The following is a 14,525-nucleotide window of genomic DNA, read 5'->3' as shown; positions in this document are numbered from 1 at the left end:
GGGAGCGGCCCGCCGCCCCCACCCAGGGCGTTCTCCGAGCCGATCGGGGGACTACCACGACGTGTGCGCCTTCCGTCACACTCGGTGGGTTCCTCCCTTTCGGCTGAAGGAGCGCGGATGTTCGCTGCCGCCCGCCCCACGGGACCTCCGGTCGCGCGGGGACGCCTGCCACTGATCGGGCACGGCCTGCACATGTGGCGCAGACCCCTGGAGTTCCTCGACACCCTCACCGCGTACGACCCGGTCGTGGCGATCCATCTCGGCCCGAAGCCGACCTACGTCCTCACCAGCCCCGACCTCGTCCACCGCGTCATGGTGAGCGACGCCGCCCGCTTCGCCAAGGGCCGCTCCTTCGAGAAGCTCCGCGACTACCTCGGCAACGGCCTCGCCACGTCCGAGGGCTCCTTCCACCTGCGCCAGCGGCGCCTGATGCAGCCGGCGTTCCACCACGCCCAGATCGCGCACCACGCCCGGACCATGGCCCGGCTGGCCACCGACCGTGCCTCCTCCTGGCGACCGGGCCAAGTCATCGACGTCACGCGGGAGATGTACGACCTGTCCCTGGCCATCGTCACCTCGACGCTGTTCTCCACCGCCCTGGACGAGCAGATCGCGGCCGAGATCCGCTCCACGGTGCCCCTCGTCCTGCGGGGCATGTACACCCGTGTCCTGGACCCCACCGATCTCTGGCAGAAGCTCCCCACTCCCGGCAACCGCCGCCTCGCGGACGCGCACCGCCGCCTGCGGCGCGTCATCGACCACCTCATCACCAGCCGTGGCGGCGGACCGCCGGCCGGGGAGCCCGATCTGCTGACGATGCTCCTGACGGCAGGGGACGGGACCACCGCGGACACCATGACGGACCAGCAGGTTCACGACGAGGTCGTCACCCTGCTGGTCGCCGGCACGGAAACCGTCGCCGGCGGACTGGCCTGGCTCTTCCACGAACTCGGCCGGCATCCCGGCATCGACCGTCAGCTCTACGAGGAGGTACGGCGGCAGGGCGCCGCGCCCCTCGACTTCGACCGGCTCGCTCAACTGCCGTACACCCGCCGGACGGTGGACGAGGCCCTGCGCGTGCGCAACCCCGGAGGCGTCACGATCCGGCGGGCCGTCGCCGACGTCGAACTCGGTGGCCATCACTTCCCCCGGGGCACGGAGTTCATCTTCAGCGCCCTGGTGCTGCACCGGAACCCGCGCTACTTCCCCGAGCCCACCCGCTTCGACCCCGACCGCTGGCTGCCGGACCGGCCGGCCGTCCCCCGGGGAGCGTTTCTCCCCTTCGGCGCGGGAAGCCACCAGTGCATCGGCGAGTCGTTCGCCCGCGCGGAGATGATGACGACGGTCGCGGCGGTGGCGAGCCGGTGGCGCCTGGAACCCGTCCCCGGCTCGCGGGTACGCGGGGTCATGACCTCAACCAACCACCCGACCGGCCTCGCCATGAGAACCCGGCCGCGGACGGCGACGGCACCTTTCTAGGGGGGACGCAGCGGCCCGCCCCTCCGGAGGGGAGAGGGCGGACCGCTGCGCCGGTGCGTCACCTTTCGCTCCTGGCGCGCCCCGGTGAGGCGGAGAGGGCAGGATTCGAACCTGCGTGGACCCCCGAAGGGATCCGACCTTGAGGCGTGCTCGCCGGTCCCCGATCAGCCGCTCCGGGCACCTCTCCTCGCTCCGGGCCCCGGTGGTTTCCGGGGCCGTTCACGTGAAAGAGAGTCGCATGAACCGCTGACGCGGGGCTGACGCGCCGGCGTCGGCTACCTGCCGGTGCCCGCCGCGGTGACCGCGAGGACCCGGTCCAGCGGCTCGCCTTCGTCGTGGAACAGTGTCCTGCCCCGGCCGATCCTCCGGTCCCGCTCCGCTCCCGGGCGGGACAGCCGGGCCAGGCTCTCCAGCAGGCCGGGATCGTCGGTGGTCAGATCGGAGACGCCGAGCTCGGCCATGCGCCGGGCGCCGTGGGCGAAGTGGCCCGGCAGCGGCCGATGGCTGACGACGGGGAGCCCGGCGGCCAGGGCCTGGACCGCGGTCAGGCCCCCGGCGTTGTCCACCAGCGCCCGTGTGGCCCCCATCAGGCCGGGCATGTCCTCCTGCCAGCCGAGCGGCAGGACGCCGGCGATTCCGGTCAGCGAGGCGCGCATCCGCTCGTTGCGGCCGCACAGCACCACGGGCAGATAGGCGTGGCGGGCCAGGAGGCGGGCGGTGGCGACCGGGCGGGACGCGACGCCCCAGGCGCCGGCGGACATCAGGACCGGTGTCCTGCCGGGGTGGACGTCCTCGAAGAACCGGCGCCACCGCGCGGCTCCGGGGGCGGGCAGGGTGAAGCGTGGCGCGACCACCGGGCCGGTGACGTCGGCGGGCCGGCCGGTGGCCTGGCGCACCTCCTGGGCGGCCTGCTCGGTGAGGCACAGGAAGCGGTCGTTGCCGGGATGCAGCCAGTGCCGGTGGGCGCCGAACTCGATCATGTAGACCACGCTCGGCACCGGCAGCAGCCGGTGCGCCCTGAGGTGGCCGGTGAGCTGGGCGGCGAGGTGGAAGACGGGGACCACCACGTCCGCCCGCTCCTGTTCGACCAGCTCGCGCAGCCGGTCCGCGGCGAGCCGGGCCAACGGGACACCGCTGGGCCGCGGACCCCGCCCGGGGCGCAGGAACGCCTGGTAGACCGCGCCGTAGGTCCAGGGCGCGTGCCGTACCGAGAGCTGATAACCACTCCGCAGCCACCTGCCGAGGCCGCGGGGCAGCAGCGAGAGGATGTCCACGGTGCTCGCCCGGTGACCCTGTTCGGCCGCCCGGCGGACGAGTTCGGCGGCCACCGTGTCATGGCCGGCCCCCATGCTCGCGCTGACGACCAGCAGCCGGGCGGACGGCATGACGGAACTCGTCGTGGCGCCGGGCACCTCAGCCATGGCTCGCACGGCCGGTCAGGATCGAGGGAAATGACCGCATATCGGATGATGTTACCCGGAGTGGGTATCCATTGGCCTGAGCCCGAGGGGAGCGCGTGTGGTGACGAACGCCCGGCTGGTCACGGTCGTGCGACATGTGAGCCTGCTGGGCGGTGGGGTGCTCACCGGGGGCGCCCTCACCACGTTCGTCCTGGAACTGGCCCTGCGCCGACTGGGCGCACCGGCCTACATTCAGGTACGCCAGGCGGAGCACGACTACTTTCCCTGGTTCATCGGCGTCATCTTCGTGCCCACGTTCGTCGCCGTGGTGGTGCTGGTCGTCCTCGCGCGCCGGGCCGGCAGCCCGGCGCTGCGGTCCGCGGCGGCGGCTCTCGTCCTGCTCGTGCTCTCCCTGGTGGTCACGTTCCTGGTCAACGCCCCCATCAATCTGGATCAGTTCGACTGGAACGCACAGACGCCCCCGGCGGACTGGGCGGTCGTCCGCGACCGCTGGCAGATCGCTCATGCCGTCCGGACCGCCTTCTGCGTGGTCGCGCTCGGCTGCCTCGGTGTCGCGATCATCGACCGTCCGTTCGAACGCACGGCCACCCCCGACACCCGCGCGGGCGTCCGCGGATGGCGGTACGCGCCTGATCCGGCAACGCCCCGGAACCGGCCCGCCCTCACGCGTGCTCGACGTGCGAGGTCGCGCCGAAGGCGGCAGCGTGAATGAACATGGAGCGGACCAGAACCAGGCAAAGCGGACGTTCGGTGCGGTGGAGACTGCTGCTGTCCAGCACCACCATGCTCTTCGTCGAGCTGGCGCTGATCAGGTGGGCGGGCGCGAACGTCGTCCATCTGAGCTACTTTTCGAACTTCGTCCTGCTGGGGTCGTTCCTCGGTATCGGTATCGGCTTCCTGATCCCGGCCACCCGTGGGCAGTGGATCAAACGCTGGGCGCCGTTCCCGCTCGCGGTTCTCATCGTGCTGGTGCTCGTGTTCCCCGTGCAGGTGCGTCAGGGCAGCAGCCAGGTTCTCTACTTCACCGCCGTGAAGACGACCGGCTTCCCCCAATGGGTGACACTGCCGGTGATTTTTCTCCTGGTCGCCGTGATCATGGCAGCGATCGGCAAGATCACCGCCGACTACTTCCGCCGGCTCCCGCCCCTCGACGCCTACCGCTACGACCTGCTCGGCAGCCTCACCGGCACCGTGTCGTTCGCTCTCCTGTCCTGGCTCCACGTCCCCTCCGTCGTGTGGGGCGTGCTCGCCGCCGCGGCGTTCCTGACACTGGGCGGACGGCGCAACGCCCTGCGCTACGCCGTACCCCTCACGGCGATGGTCGCCGCCCTGCTCGTGGAGACGATGACGACCGGCGTCTCCTGGTCGCCCTACTACAAGATCCAGCTCACGCCCGCGGCCACCGCCGGGTCCTACCGCATCTCCGCCAACGGCGTCCCGCACCAGACCATCGCGCCGCTCCCCGTGCTCATGCGGGAGAACTCGCCCTACCGGCAGGCGTACGACCAGACACCCGCCAACCCCCACCGGCGCGTCCTGGTCATCGGGGCCGGCAACGGCAACGACGTCGCGGTGGCCCTCGCCCACGGAGCCGAGCGGGTGGACGCGGTCGAGATCGACCCCCGCCTCCAGCAGATCGGGGCGCAGCTGCACCCCGCGAAGCCGTACGACGACCCCCGAGTGCACGTGCACATCGACGACGGGCGGGCCTTCCTGGAGCGGACGAGGAACCAGTACGACCTCGTCGTCCTGGCGCTGCCCGACTCGCTGACCTTGGTGTCCGGCGCGAGCAATCTGCGCCTGGAGAGCTACCTGTTCACCCAGGAGGCGTTCGAGGCGGCACGCGACAACCTCGCGCCGCACGGCGCCTTCGCCATGTACAACTACTACCGGACGCCCTGGCTGGTCGACCGCTTCGCCGGCTCCCTCGACGACATCTACGGCCACGCGCCCTGCATGACGACCTTCGCCAAAAACGCGGCCGTGCTGGTGGCCGGGATGACGGCCTCCGACCAGTCGTGCAAGCAGGTCTGGCGGCCCAGCGGCCCGGTGCCCGCCGCGGCCACCGACGACCACCCCTTCCCCTACCTGCTCCACCGGACCATTCCCCGGTTCTACCTGGGCGTACTGGGCGGAATCCTGGTGGTGACGCTCGTGGCGGTGCGGCTGACCGGTGTCCGGCTGCGGCGGGTGGTCCGCTACACCGACATGTTCCTGATGGGCGCCGCCTTCATGCTGCTGGAAACCAAGAACGTGATCGGCTTCGCGCTCTACTTCGGCACGACCTGGCTGGTCAACGCGCTCGTGTTCATCGGCGTCCTGCTCGCGGTGCTGGGGGCGGTCGAGGTCCGGCGCCGACTCCGCCGGGTCAACCAACTCCTGCTCCAGCTCCTGCTCTTCGCCTCCCTCGCCGTGGCCTGGCTCGTCCCGACACAGGCCGTACTCTCACTGCCGTTCCTCGGACGACTCGCCGCCGCCATCGCCCTGGCCTTCGCCCCCATCTTCTTCGCCAACCTGATCTTCTCGGACCGCCTCGCACTCGCCGCCGACCCCACCTCCGGATTCGGCGCGAACCTGCTGGGCTCCATGGTCGGCGGACTGCTCGAATACCTCGCACTGGTGACGGGCTATCAGGCGCTGCTCCTGGTCGTCGCCCTGCTCTACCTCGGAGCCTGCGTCATCATGCGGTTCACCGGACCCGGCTCCGCAGAACACCCGACGCCGAGGTACGACGACATGGGCGACCCAGCGGTGGGAAGCCGATCCCCCGCGGGCTGAGGAAACCGCCCCCACGAACCACGAAAGCCCTGCCACCCGCGAGGGACCGGCAGGGCTTCCGGGGCCGTACGACCCGTCAGACGCCCTGCTCCGACGAGGCCAGCCCGACGAGCCCCGCCCACGCCGCACGCGACACCGTGAGCACGGGCCCCGCGACGGCCTTGGAGTCCCGGACGTGCACAGCGGCCGCCCCGGCCGCGACCTCCACACAGTCACCGCCCTCGGTCCCGCTGTAGCTGCTCTTGAACCAGGCGAGGTCGGAAGTGGCGGTCGAGGACTCAGCGTTGTTCATAGCGATCCCAGCAACCTTTCGATGAACTCCGTTGACTCTCGCGGAGTGAGAGCCTGTGACCGGATGATCCCATAGCGGGCGGCCGCGAGAACCGTCTGCTCCGGGCTGGTCTCAAGGCTGCTGGTCGCATGGTTCTCGGCGTAGACGAACCTCTTACCGTCCTTGCGTGTGACTACCGTGAACGGCCCGTTCACGCCCGCGTTGTCCTCGGCTTCGAGCGGCATGACCTGGATCTCGACATTGCGCCTCTGACCGGTCAGCAACAGGTGCTCCAACTGCCCCCGCAGCACTTCCCTGCCGCCGTACCGATGCCGCAGTACCGCCTCGTCCATCACGAAACTCAGCAGCGGCGCGGGCCGCCGGTCGAAGATGTCCTGCCGGGCCAGCCGTGCGGCCACGCGCTGCTCGATCGTCTCCGGGTCCAGGGGCGGGCGGCGCATGGCCAGCACCGCCCTCATGTACTCCTCGGTCTGGAGCAGGCCCTTGACCACGTGCGAGTCGTAGGCGAGCAGCTCGATGGCCGTCTTCTCCAGCGCCGCCATCCCCTGGAAGAACACCGGGAACTGGGCCTTCTCCATCTCCGCTTTCCAGTGGCGCAGCAGCCCGTCCGCGCCCAGGACGTCGTCAACCTCGTCGATCGTCTTCGGCGACGGGATCCTGCGTCCCTGCTCGAACGAGGCGACGGTCGACGGCGAATACCCGAGCCGCCGCCCCAGCTCCGCCCGTCCCAGCCCAGCCCGGACCCGCAGCGTCTTCAGGGTCTGCCCGAAGGCCGCCACGACCCCCTGCCCGGCACTGTCCGCCGCCCGCCACCCTTCCCGGTCCTCGCCTTCCTGCTCGATCCCGGCCGGCGCATCCTGAGCCGTCTGAGTCTCTTGCTCCACCATGTGCACCACCCCTTCCCCCGATCCAACGCCCCGCACCGGCACACCGTCACGCCGCACACCTCGTACCCGGGGACACCCCACGCGTACAACCGGCCGGTGTACTAGGTGGAGATCCAGTCCTGCCGGATCGTGAGTGTGCTCACGACTTGTAGTCCTCGATCAGGCGACTGACGACTTTGTACAACACATCCCTGCGATGCTCGTCGTCCGATTGCTCGCGCAGCGCGCGTTCGGTCTCCCTGAGGTAGTTCCAGGCGTCCGGGACTTGGTCCATCACCTTGTCAACGAGCGGTTCGGAGATCAGGGCTAGGCACTCTGCGAGTCGGCGCCGAGTGGCAGGGGACGGCGGGCCAGGATCAGGCTCGGCGAAGCCCCCCGTCAGGTAGTGCGCGGGATCGGCGAGGCTCCAGCCGATCATCCTGCCGCTCCTTACCAGGAGTGTCAGGCCGCAAGCGATGCCGACCCGCACGTCCGGTACGACACCGAGCAGCGCGGGATCCTGTACGCACCTCAGTTCGGTTGCATCAGGATCACAGTGGAAGGCGGTTGCTTGCGGCAGTTCAAAGGCATCTGTGACCTTTGCGCGGAGCCCTGCCAAGCGGGCGGGTGGCCCATCAGACGGGTAACAGACCTGTGCGGAGGTGAATAGCGGGGGGACGAACAAGCTGACGCCAACCAGCTTCCGAGTTTCCTGGTCGAAATAGATGTCGTCGGTCGCCGCCCACAGCCACTGCGTGCTGCCAAAGGTTTTGCCCAGCAACCGTTCTCGGCCCTCCATGTCCGCGTATCCGGCAACGGTGACAGCAGGGACGGTGATATCGAAGCGGGGCGTGTACGGCAGCGGACTCATCGTCGTTTCGACGCTCACGGATTCGGTGACCGCGAACCTCACCATGGCCGTTTCCTCATCGCGGGATGCTCCTTTCGGAGCTTCGACGGATACGAACTCTCCTCAGTGGGCGAGCGCGACGCGGTCACGTATGCGTGACGAGGTAGGCCGGGCCCTCGCCGTGGCGGGCTCGTTCGACGGCGTCGAGGCGGGCGAAGGCTCGGGGGGCCATCAACTCCTGCCAGTCGGCGAGGTCGTGGACGGCCCACATGTCGTGTTCGGCGGGATCGAGGCGGATCCGGCGGAGCTGGTCCGCGCTGAGCCGGCCGCCGTCGAAGATGAAGCCCACCTTGTTCAGCGGCAACCGAGGTCCGGCATGCAGGAAGTGAGTCAGGAGCAGCCTCGGCTCACCAAGACCGAGTTCGAGACCGGTCTCCTCGACCGCCTCGCGCTGGGCGGTGCGGAGCGGATCCTCGCCTTGCGCGTCGAGGTTGCCGCCCGGAAACTGCCAGAGCCGGGAGCCGTAGACCGAGCGGAGCTGTACCGGTCGGTCGTGCATGTCACGGACGTACAGGCAGCCGTACACCGTGTGGTGGGGCACGGTCTGCGCGTACTGAAAGGGCATCATCGGCATGGGGCGGCCGGGCCGTGCCGGACGGTGGTCGAACTCGAAGGCGATGGGGCCGAGCCTCTCCTTGGCCGTCGGGTAGATGCCGCGGAGATCGCCGAGCAGTTCTTCCCGTCGACCGTCCGGGTCGATGCGGGCGGGGTCCTCCGCGTCGAGCAGGTCCTCGAACGAGGCGTACGGCGTGGCCCGTTTCACGATGACGTCGAGTTCCCGGCCGCTGTCCCGGTCGTGGAAGACGATGGCGTCCCCGGCTTTGACGGCGGCCTTCTCCGGGGTGGCGACACGGACCTCGATCGTCTTGCGTCCCGACTCCACCTGCGCGTAGTAGCGCCCCAGGAGGTGAAAGTGATGGTGGCGCCGGGAAGCGTCCTCCTCTCCGAGGTGAGCGTTCGACGAGGTGCGCTGAGCCGCGAGGTGCGGGGCGGCCTCGTCCTGGTACTGCCCGCGCAGGACGAGGAAGGCCAGCCCGTCGGCATCGTGCCGCTCTGCCTCCGTCCACCGGCTCCGCAGGCGTGCGAGTTCGTCCTCGTCCAGGGTGATACCGCGCCGTTCGGCGGGGGTGTCGGCGGCGAGCGAGGTGATGAGCACGAGGGCGCCGCCCGGCCGCAGCCTCCGGCCCAGCGCGCCCAGGGTGCGGTCGCGGTGGCTGAGGAACGGAGCGACGAGGCGCAGGGTGATCAGGTCGTAGCCGTCGGCGTCCAGCACTGCCCCGTCGTCCTCCTCGACGTCGAGACACAGCCAGCGAGCGACCCCGCCGTGGCGCGCGCGGGCTTCGGCAAGGGCTGTCCCGGACCAGTCGACGGCGTCCACCGTGTATCCGGTCGAGGACAGGTGTGCGGCGAGTTCACCGGTTCCGCACCCGACGTCAAGTGCCCTTCCACCGACGGTGGTTGGCACCCGTGTGGCGAGCAGGGAGCGTTCGGCGTCACTGAGCGGCCGGTATCGGTGCCCTTGGCTGTAGCCGTGGTCCCATTCGGCCTGTGTGGTGGACATACGCGGAAGTATGCTCGACTTGCCGAAGAAGGACGCGGAGGCGGTTTCCGCCCGTGTCCCGGCCGGTGTTCAGCCGGCGGTCTCGATCCGCTGCGGAGCGATGCCCAGGATGAGCTTCTCAAGTGCCCCGGGGGCGGGGCCGAATGTGGCCAGCCAGGTCTCGACCAGGTAGATCTCGCTGTTCTCGTCGATGCCGAGGAAGAACCTGCCCTGGTCGAGTTCGCCGATGGGGAAGAGGGCGCGCCCGATGGCCGTGCTCCAGTCGGCGAAGCGGTCCTCCTCGCCGATCAGGTTGTCGGGGTCGAAGGTGAAAGGGGCCTTGGCGCAGGTGATGCCCGGTCCGCCGATCCACACGTCCAGGCCGCCGAACTCCGCGAGGAAGGCTTCGGCGGCACCGTGCATGCGGACCATGCCGGTCTTCTCGAGACTCTCGCGCCAGCGGGCGACCGGGACGCGCCGTCCCGGTCGCCACCCGGCGGCGCGCAGGGTTTCCTCGATCACGCTGGTTTCCCGCAGGGACGTCACCTCCGGGCCGGCCCGGCCGGCGGTTCGCCCGCCACTGGGCGAAGTCCTCATGGAGGAACCGCGGTTCCACTCTTCAGCGCTGACCATCCGGACATCCTGGCATCCCGTCGCGCGCCGCGGTTGCGACCCGCTCCCTCAAACCCCCTGCCGCGCCGGGGCCTCACGGTTGCGGACGAGGGCGGCGTTGCCCAGCAGCACCGCCATCAGCAGCAGTTCGGAGCCCAGGCAGATCGCCCGGCTCGCGATGGCCGCGGCCGCCGCCGCGGTCACCGGGAGGACCTGTACCAGGATCCCGGCCGTGAGCAGCTCCCGGACCACCGCGCCGTCCGGCAGGAACACCACGAGCATGCCGGACACGGCGGCCAGCGAGAAGGCGCCGATGCTCAGCGGCAGGGACCGCATGGCCGGGGCGCCGAGCGCCAGCACCAACAGCCACAGGTGCAGCCCCGAGACCAGCCGACAGGCGAGCAGCCAGCAGACCGCCGCACGGGTCCTGCCTCCGGTGGTCACCGCGGGAGGCTTCTGCCTGACCAGCCTGGCCACCACCGCGGCAGTCCGGCCGACGACCTCCGGTCGCAGGAGGACGACGGCGAGCAACGCGGCCGGGGCGAGCAGCAGCCAGCCCCAGCCGCCCAGCACCCCGGGCCCGGCCAGGGCCCCGACCAGTAGGCCGGTGAGCAGGATGACCGGGACGTTGAGGAGGAAGACGGCGATGCTGGCCCGGCTCGGCACCCCGGCCCGTTTCGCCAGTCTCGCCTGGGTGATGGCCACCCAGAACTGACCGGGCAGGTACTTGGCGGTCATCCCGAAGAAGTAGATGCGGGCCGCCTGAAGTCTGGGCAGCGGATGGCCGACTTCGGCCATGATGCTTCTCCAGGAGAGCATCGCGCACCCCAGGGCCAGGACGTTGAGCGCGCCGGACGCCGCCAGGTACGGCAGCGCCCGCAGCGTCAGTACCGGGCGCGCGGCGGACCAGTCCTGCCCCCGCACCGTCCAGCACAGGCAGACGACGATCGCGCCCACCGCCACCCAGCGCACCACCACGGACAGACGCGGTCGCCTGGAACTTCCGGGGCTCATCCCGCCACCTCCGCTCCGGACCGGCGGGACACGGCCTGCCGGTAGACGGCGAGCGTCGCGGAGACCGCCGTCGACCACCGGAAGGACCGCAGGACGTGCTCGCGTCCACGTCGCCCGAGGCGCGCCGCTCCGGCCGGGTCGTCCAGCAGTGAGACGACCAGCCGGGCGAGCTCGGCAGGGCTGTCACCGGTCATCCGAAGCGCGGCCCGGTCCCGCCCGTCGTGCGCGATGGTCTCCGAGAACCCCGGGCCGAGCACGACCGGTACCCCGCTCGACATGGCCTCGACGGACACGAGGCCGAACGGCTCGTAGGTCGACGGGAAGACGCAGACCTCGGCGGCCAGATAGTGCCGCTGCACCTGCTCGTGCGGCAGATGGCGGTGGTAGACGTGGACGCGGTCCCGCAGCCGGAGCTCGGTCACCAGCCGGCTGACCTCGGCGTCCTGGTCGGATCCCGCGAGCCCGGCGCCGAGCACGAACAGCCGGACGTCCGGGTGGCGTTCGGCGATCGATGGCAGGGCGCGAAGCAGCAGGTGAACGCCCTTCACCCGGCTGAGCCGGCCGGCGAAGACCAGAATCCGGGCCTCGGGCGGCAACCCGAAGGCCGCCGCCAGTTCCCGCCTCGCCGAGTTCGGCGCCTCCTCGACGGCATGCGCTGCGGGCGCGGGGCCGTGGTCCTCGTAGCCGTGCGGTACGACCCGGATCCGGTCCGCCGGCCATCCGTGCCGGACCAGCAGCGCCCGCATCTCGGGAGTCGGCGCGATGATCGAGGTGCCGAACCGGCTCATCCACCGCTGGACGGCGCCGATCAGCCCGAACGGGTCGGGTAGTTCGGACCCGGTGGTCATCGTGAGCTCGGTGTTGTGGACGTGGTAGACGGTCGGCAGTCGCAGCAGGGTGGCGGCGAGGATGCCCGCCGGGGCGCTCTGCCAGTCGTGCACGGCGACGACGGCGTGACGGGGTCGGGAGCGCAGCAGCGCCAGGAACACCGTGAGGTTGAAGTGCAGCAGGGCCAGGCCGAACCACCCCTGGCCGCCCAGCGAGCGCCGGCTGCCGGGTTCGAGAAGGCGGCGCTTGAGCCCCCTCGGCATGCGCGGCCGTCGGATCTCGACGCCGTCCGCGTCCAGTTCCCTCGGCGGAAAGTCGTCCGGGCAGTTCATGGTGAACAGCGTCAGCCGCAACTCCGGGTGCTCGTGGCGCAGGTGGTGCAGCGACCGTTCGGCGTACTCGGCCAGCCCCCCGAGGTTCCAGGGCGGGTACTGGTGGCAGACCACTATCACCCGCCGCAGCGGGGAGGGCGGTGGGGCGATGCCGAGGGCCGGGCTTGGGCGACTCAAGGGGACCATCCTCTCTTCGCGGCCTCAGTGGACTCCCGAATCGGTGTACTCAGAGGAATCGGCTGACCGTCAGACTGCCCAGCCACAGAACGGCGTTGATCACGAGCGGTGCGTCCGTGAACACGTCATGGCCCGGCTCTTCACTGCCGCGGTGCATCGCCATCAGTTGCAGATAGCGGCACAGGGCGAAGATGGCGAGGGGCATGGTGACGACGGTCAGCACGGCGGCGTGCGGATGCGGTGCGGACAGGACGAACAGCTCGTAACTGATCAGCGTGGCGGCCAGCAGCAAGGCCATGAGCTGGTCGAGCAAGGGGACCGAGTACCCCGTGAGGGCGGGCCGCTGCGCAGCCGCCCGTTCCCGGAGGTTCGCGGTGACGAGTTCGTGGCGTCGCTTGCCGAGCGCCAACAGCAGGCAGGCGCAGTACGTGGATGTGATCAGCGGGGGGTTGAAAGGGGCCGACACCACCAGGCAGCCGGCCAGGGCCCGAAGGGCGAAGCCGAGTGCTATCACGCTGACGTCGACCAGCGGTAAGTGCTTCAACGCCAGGCAGTAGGCCAGATTGAGCATCACGTACGCGGCCGTCACAGCCTGTACTGCCGGCGGCAGCAGTGCGCCGCAGACGGCCAGTACCGTCAGACAGCCCGCGCCCAGGAGCAGCGCGCCGAGCGGGCCGATCCGCCCGCTGGCCAGCGGGCGGCGGCGTTTGACCGGGTGCAGCCGGTCCTGCTTGCGGTCGAGCCAGTCGTTGAGGACGTAGACCGCGGCGGAGGCCGCCGTGAACGTGGCGGACGTGGCGAGTGCCCCCGCGAGGTGGTGCAGGAGCGCGGCGGGGGCCACGGCCAGCGGACTGACGAGGACGAAGACGTTCTTCACCCACTGGCGAGGGCGCAGCAGCGCCAGCGCCGCCGGCAGCCCAGAACGCCGGGGCGCGGTGCGTGACGTGCCGTCCCGGCGCTGACCGTGCGAGCCGTTCGTCGCGCGGGCCGGTTCCGCCGGAGCCGTCGCCGACGCCGTCGGGGGTGCGGATGCCCCGGGAGCGGGCGGGCTGGCCGCGGCCTGGCCGCCCTGGTCGTCCACGGTGTCTCCGCTGCCGAGCCGCTTCACGGCCGACTGCCGCTCAGGAGCTGCCGGAACGCCTCTTCGTGCGCGTCGAGGAACGCCTCCCCACCGAAGAGCTTCGTCGCTGCCTGGCGCCCCGACTCACGGTCCTCGGCAGGCAGTTCGGCCATCTCCAGAATCGCCGCACGCAACGCCTCCGGGTCCCTGGGCGGGACCAGCCGCCCGAAGCCCGTGGCCGCGACGGGGTAGCGGGAACCGGGCAGTTCCGTGCTCACCGGCGGGATGCCGGCCATCATCGCCTCGACCTGGACGATGCCGAAGGACTCCGAGACCGAGGGCAGTGCGAAGACGTCGATCGAGGCGTAGAAGTCCCGTACCGCGTCACCGCGCAGCAGACCCGTGAAGCGGATCCGCCGGTCGTCGCCGGCCTCCCGGCGGAGCTGGGCGATGTTGCTGCCGCCCGCCACGGTCGCGTAGTCCCCCGCGATCAGCAGTCGTGCCCCGGGGTCGTCGATGGCGCGGAAGGCCCGTATGAGGTATTCGATGCCCTTGTCCACGGTGATCCGGCCCATGAAGCCGATGTGCAGCCCGTCCCCGTCGCGCAGCCGGGGCGTGCCGCCGCTGCGGTCGACGCACGGCGAGGAGACGGGCAGCAGCCGGCGGCGCCTGATCGTCGGCCAGATGCGGGACCCGCGTGCCTGGTCCTCGCTGTTCGTGATGACCAGGTCCGCCTTCCGTACGGCCGCCTTGCAGGACTGGTCGACGGCCCACATCCCGAAGCGGTTGACGGGGCTGTCGGGCAGGAAGACGTCGATGTGGTACGTCACGACCAGCCGCGCGCTGCCCTTGAGCGCGGCGACGAACGCGGCCTCGGGGTTGGGCAGATGCATGTGGACGATGCGCGAGCGTGCCGCCAGGTGCCTTGCCAGCAGCGGGAGTCGGGGACTGATGAAGCCCCTGCTGATCCGGGCGAGTACCGGTGCCCTGAAGACGTGGACACCGCCCACGACTTCGTGACGGGCGAGTGCGGGATCGTGCTGGGCACAGACCACCGCGACCTTCCAGCCACGGCCGGCGAGCCCTTCGGCGGTCAGCCGCGCGGCCTCCGTCAGACCACTGACGTACGGGCTGTAGTAGTCGAGCATCACCGTCACATCGAACGTGTCAGGTCGCAGCACGGTGCGTCCCTTTCTGTGTCTGACGTGGGGTCCCC

At 70.5% G+C, this 14,525-nt stretch carries 13 protein-coding genes and 1 pseudogene; 3 read left to right on the top strand and 11 right to left on the bottom strand.

Translation table 11 applies throughout. From position 1 onward, the window contains the following. Window positions 1–117: 117 nt before the first annotated feature. On the top strand, window positions 118–1,479 hold the full coding sequence (locus tag AB0927_RS02495) for a cytochrome P450 (RefSeq protein WP_366665624.1): 1,362 nt from the start codon (window positions 118–120) through the stop codon (window positions 1,477–1,479). 90 nt (window positions 1,480–1,569) lie between these two features. Here AB0927_RS02495 and AB0927_RS02490 read toward each other — a convergent pair. Continuing rightward, window positions 1,570–1,666 (bottom strand): annotated as a pseudogene (locus tag AB0927_RS02490). Between the two features lie 88 nt (window positions 1,667–1,754). After that, on the bottom strand, window positions 1,755–2,900 hold the full coding sequence (locus AB0927_RS02485) for a galactosyldiacylglycerol synthase (RefSeq protein ID WP_366665623.1): 1,146 nt from the start codon (window positions 2,898–2,900) through the stop codon (window positions 1,755–1,757). Between the two features lie 97 nt (window positions 2,901–2,997). Between AB0927_RS02485 and AB0927_RS02480 the strand changes: the two genes are divergently transcribed. Continuing rightward, window positions 2,998–3,612 carry an anthrone oxygenase family protein gene (locus tag AB0927_RS02480; RefSeq protein WP_366665622.1) on the top strand — a complete coding sequence of 205 codons (615 nt, stop codon included), beginning with the start codon at window positions 2,998–3,000 and terminating at the stop codon, window positions 3,610–3,612. A 38-nt stretch (window positions 3,613–3,650) separates the two neighbouring features. Further along, window positions 3,651–5,678: a spermidine synthase gene (locus tag AB0927_RS02475; protein ID WP_366665621.1), complete on the top strand. Its 2,028-nt coding sequence runs from the start codon at window positions 3,651–3,653 to the stop codon at window positions 5,676–5,678. A 76-nt stretch (window positions 5,679–5,754) separates the two neighbouring features. Here AB0927_RS02475 and AB0927_RS02470 read toward each other — a convergent pair whose 3' ends face one another. The 9 genes from AB0927_RS02470 to AB0927_RS02430 all read right to left on the bottom strand — a co-directional run bounded on the left by AB0927_RS02470 (window position 5,755) and on the right by AB0927_RS02430 (window position 14,490). Continuing rightward, window positions 5,755–5,970 (bottom strand): DUF397 domain-containing protein, encoded by a 216-nt coding sequence (locus tag AB0927_RS02470; RefSeq protein WP_366665620.1) that lies wholly within the window; start codon window positions 5,968–5,970, stop codon window positions 5,755–5,757. Then, window positions 5,967–6,857 carry a helix-turn-helix transcriptional regulator gene (locus AB0927_RS02465; protein ID WP_366665619.1) on the bottom strand — a complete coding sequence of 297 codons (891 nt, stop codon included), beginning with the start codon at window positions 6,855–6,857 and terminating at the stop codon, window positions 5,967–5,969. Before AB0927_RS02465 ends, AB0927_RS02470 begins: the two co-directional genes overlap by 4 nt. Before the next feature lie 139 nt (window positions 6,858–6,996). Further along, window positions 6,997–7,752 carry a hypothetical protein gene (locus AB0927_RS02460; protein WP_366665618.1) on the bottom strand — a complete coding sequence of 252 codons (756 nt, stop codon included), beginning with the start codon at window positions 7,750–7,752 and terminating at the stop codon, window positions 6,997–6,999. A gap of 79 nt (window positions 7,753–7,831) precedes the next feature. Further along, window positions 7,832–9,307: a methyltransferase gene (locus AB0927_RS02455; protein WP_366665617.1), complete on the bottom strand. Its 1,476-nt coding sequence runs from the start codon at window positions 9,305–9,307 to the stop codon at window positions 7,832–7,834. Window positions 9,308–9,376: 69 nt separating this feature from the next. Next, on the bottom strand, window positions 9,377–9,808 hold the full coding sequence (locus AB0927_RS02450) for an SUKH-3 domain-containing protein (RefSeq protein ID WP_366665616.1): 432 nt from the start codon (window positions 9,806–9,808) through the stop codon (window positions 9,377–9,379). Window positions 9,809–9,967: 159 nt separating this feature from the next. Continuing rightward, window positions 9,968–10,912: a lysylphosphatidylglycerol synthase domain-containing protein gene (locus tag AB0927_RS02445; protein ID WP_366665615.1), complete on the bottom strand. Its 945-nt coding sequence runs from the start codon at window positions 10,910–10,912 to the stop codon at window positions 9,968–9,970. Continuing rightward, complete coding sequence (locus AB0927_RS02440; RefSeq protein WP_366665614.1) at window positions 10,909–12,249, bottom strand: glycosyltransferase family 4 protein; 1,341 nt, start codon at window positions 12,247–12,249, stop codon at window positions 10,909–10,911. The genes AB0927_RS02445 and AB0927_RS02440 overlap by 4 nt, the downstream gene beginning before the upstream one ends. A 49-nt stretch (window positions 12,250–12,298) precedes the next feature. Continuing rightward, window positions 12,299–13,330 carry a UbiA prenyltransferase family protein gene (locus AB0927_RS02435; protein WP_366665613.1) on the bottom strand — a complete coding sequence of 344 codons (1,032 nt, stop codon included), beginning with the start codon at window positions 13,328–13,330 and terminating at the stop codon, window positions 12,299–12,301. A 23-nt stretch (window positions 13,331–13,353) separates the two neighbouring features. Beyond that, on the bottom strand, window positions 13,354–14,490 hold the full coding sequence (locus AB0927_RS02430) for a glycosyltransferase family 4 protein (protein WP_366665612.1): 1,137 nt from the start codon (window positions 14,488–14,490) through the stop codon (window positions 13,354–13,356). Window positions 14,491–14,525: the final 35 nt, after the last annotated feature.

Origin of the sequence: Streptomyces sp. NPDC048106 (assembly GCF_040706415.1) — a bacterium.
GTDB lineage: Bacteria > Actinomycetota > Actinomycetes > Streptomycetales > Streptomycetaceae > Streptomyces.
Note: the sequence above shows the minus strand (reverse complement) of the source record. Positions and strands in the feature narration are given on the sequence as shown.